2 protein-coding genes are annotated in these 1,453 nt (G+C 46.8%); both read right to left on the bottom strand.

Annotated elements, in window-relative coordinates:
- Positions 1-109: GTP-binding protein (locus ACTHUE_RS18900; RefSeq protein WP_238524244.1), on the bottom strand; the 109-nt coding region annotated here is incomplete at its 3' end.
- A gap of 85 nt (positions 110-194) precedes the next feature.
- The coding region (gene fusA, locus ACTHUE_RS18895) for an elongation factor G (RefSeq protein WP_440403170.1) at positions 195-1,453 on the bottom strand (1,259 nt) is incomplete at its 5' end.

The raw sequence follows: 1,453 nt of genomic DNA, 5'->3' as shown, positions 1-1,453 counted from the left end.
CCAAAATAGTAGTCAAAGCAGCAGTCAGAGTGGTTTTACCATGGTCAACGTGACCGATGGTGCCAACGTTTACGTGCGGTTTGCTACGTTCAAATTTTTCCTTAGCCATGAGCTAATTCCTTTACATATAAAGATCGATTAAAGAACAATGGCCGTCTGAAAATTTATTTTCAGTTTCAGACGGTCTTTTCTGATTAGCCTTTGCGGGCTTCAGTTACAGCAGCAGCTACGTGAGCAGGAGCTTCAGCGTATTTTTTGAACTCCATGGAGTAAGTAGCGCGACCTTGGGTTGCAGAACGCAGGTCGGTTGAGTAACCGAACATTTCTGCCAGAGGTACTTCGGCACGGACTTTTTTACCGCCGATACCGTCATCATCCATACCCAATACAACGCCACGACGACGGTTCAAGTCGCCCATTACGTCACCCATGTATTCTTCAGGGGTTTCCACTTCAACTGCCATGATTGGCTCAAGCAGAGCAGGATTGGCTTTACGCATACCTTCTTTAAAGGCTTGAGAAGCAGCCAATTCGAACGCCAGTTGAGAGGAGTCAACGTCGTGTGAAGAACCGAAGATCAAACGTACGCGTACGTCAACTACTGGGTAACCTGCAACGATACCGTTAGGCAGGGTATCGCGGATACCTTTATCGACAGACGGAATGAATTCGCGAGGAATCACACCACCTTTAATTTCGTCGATAAATTCGTAACCTGCACCACCCGGCTCCATAGGTTCCATTTTGATCACAACGTGACCGTATTGACCTTTACCACCGGATTGTTTAGCGTGTTTGTATTCAGCTTCAACTTCTTTGCGGATAGTTTCACGGTATGCAACTTGAGGCGCACCAATGTTAGCTTCCACACCGAATTCGCGTTTCATACGATCAACAATAATTTCCAAGTGCAATTCACCCATACCGGAAATAATGGTTTGACCGGATTCTTCGTCTGTACGAACGCGGAAAGAAGGGTCTTCTTTCGCCAGACGGTTCAGGGCAATACCCATTTTCTCTTGGTCGGCTTTGGTTTTTGGTTCAACAGCAATGTGAATTACCGGCTCAGGGAATTCCATGCGTTCCAAGATGATTGGTGCGCTTTCAGCACACAGGGTTTCACCAGTGGTAACGTCTTTAAGACCGATCGCAGCTGCAATATCACCAGCGCGTACTTCTTCAATTTCAGTACGGTCTGCAGCAGTCATTTGCACCAGACGACCGATACGTTCGCGAGTACCTTTTACTGAGTTCAATACGGTATCACCGGATTTCACAACACCAGAGTAAACGCGGATGAAAGTCAACTGACCAACGTATTTATCGTTCAACATTTTGAACGCCAATGCAGAGAATTTCTCTTCATCGCTGGCTTGACGGCTGTCGGCTTCTTCAGTGTTAGGGTTAACACCTTGAACTGGAGGAATGTCGGTAGGAGCAGGCAGCAATTCTA

Source organism: Neisseria sp. P0021.S005 (genome assembly GCF_051956955.1).
Note: the sequence above shows the minus strand (reverse complement) of the source record. Positions and strands in the feature narration are given on the sequence as shown.